General features: G+C 59.7%; 1 protein-coding gene. It reads left to right on the forward strand.

The features are described 5' to 3' along the window. Window positions 1-55: 55 nt before the first annotated feature. The coding region (locus C1X29_RS28370; protein ID WP_256584420.1) for an amylo-alpha-1,6-glucosidase at window positions 56-278 on the forward strand (223 nt) is incomplete at its 3' end.

The raw sequence follows: 278 nt of genomic DNA on the forward strand, positions 1-278 counted from the left end.
GTGTCTCAAACGCGCGGATGATGAGTCGTTCGCGCGGAGCATGATGGACGCGTTTGTGAAGATCTACGAAGCCCACGTCGGCGGTTCGCTCCCCGAGATTGCGGCCGATCCATTCGACGGATTGTTGCGACAAGGTTCGCCGCACACCCAGCTGACTTGGATGGATGCCCAGGTCGATGGACGACCCGTGACTCCGCGCGACGGAAAACCGGTGGAGATCAACGGTCTTTGGATCGACGCGCTCGCAACCGGATTGGAATGGCTCCAAAGGTTTGAGG

This window comes from Pseudomonas sp. GW456-12-10-14-LB2, from assembly GCF_002884345.1.
Lineage (GTDB): Bacteria > Pseudomonadota > Gammaproteobacteria > Pseudomonadales > Pseudomonadaceae > Aquipseudomonas > Aquipseudomonas paraglycinae.